The 923-nt window shown below is 58.1% G+C and carries 1 protein-coding gene; it reads right to left on the bottom strand.

The features are described from left to right. Window positions 1-89: 89 nt before the first annotated feature. Window positions 90-761 (bottom strand): DUF1614 domain-containing protein, encoded by a 672-nt coding sequence (locus tag NW819_RS05775; RefSeq protein ID WP_414332122.1) that lies wholly within the window; start codon window positions 759-761, stop codon window positions 90-92. Window positions 762-923: the final 162 nt, after the last annotated feature.

Raw genomic sequence — 923 nt, 5'->3', positions numbered from 1 at the left:
GCCAGCGGGACGGAGTCCTTAGGGGATCCCGACTTGCGTTGGCTGGATCCCGCCCAATCCATCACCCTTTCCCTTACCTATTTGCTGGTTTAGCTCAGCAGCAGGGCAAACAAGCCACAGAGGGCAATACCATCGAAAACCCCGGCCCCGCCAATGCTGAGAATGCCTGAGCAATTGCGCCGCAACACCTCCGGCAAGTGCAGGAGATCCGCCCCGATAAGGGTACCCAAAACCCCGCCGGCAAAGGCCACCGCTGGCGCCTGATCCCCAGCCCAGAACAAAGCGGCCAAGGCTGCTGTAGCTGGGGCAATTAGAGGATTCATCTGAATGCCGATCCCGGGCACCACGTGGGAAGCATAGTAGCTGACCAAGGTTACCAGCGCCGTCACCGCCAGGATCAGCACGCTGTCGGCCCGCCCAAATTGGTATAGGGCCAAGAGCACCGGGATCAGCCCCCCGCCCACGTTTAAGGCAATCACCGTCTCCTGGGAAAGCTTGGTCAAAGGGATCCCCCAGAACTGCCGCATCCACAAGCTAGCTAGGTCTTCTACCAGCGTCACCTCACATTTCACCCGATAGAGGGGAATATTGACCGAGCTGCCCACCAGGATGGCCAGCAGCAGTAACAGCGCTCCCTCCCGCGAGAACCCCAGCTTTCCCACCGCCAGCGCCACCACATCCACTGCCAGCCCCAGCCAGAGGAAAGGCAGCAGCAACACCAGCATGAAAAACAACAGCAGCGAGACCGGCAGGTAGAACATGGCAGGGATCCCAACTTTTCTTCAGCCTATCAGGACTCGGTTCAACTTTTCTCAGCTGCGTGCCCCCTGAGAAAGTTAGGTTTGCAACTAAACTTTATTCGTTTCAGGATCTCAAAGGCCAAAAATGAGGTTGCGAATATCCCGATCGCGTTAGCGGGACGG

This window comes from Synechococcus sp. R8-2 (assembly GCF_047461715.1).
In the GTDB taxonomy this organism is placed as follows: domain Bacteria; phylum Cyanobacteriota; class Cyanobacteriia; order Thermostichales; family Thermostichaceae; genus Thermostichus.
This window is presented reverse-complemented; position numbering and strand designations above follow the sequence as displayed.

Coding starts and splice junctions, on each gene's coding strand:
- NW819_RS05775 (WP_414332122.1), bottom strand. CDS start 761: ATGTTCTACCTGCCGGTCTCGCTGCTGTTGTTTTTCATGCTGGTGTTG.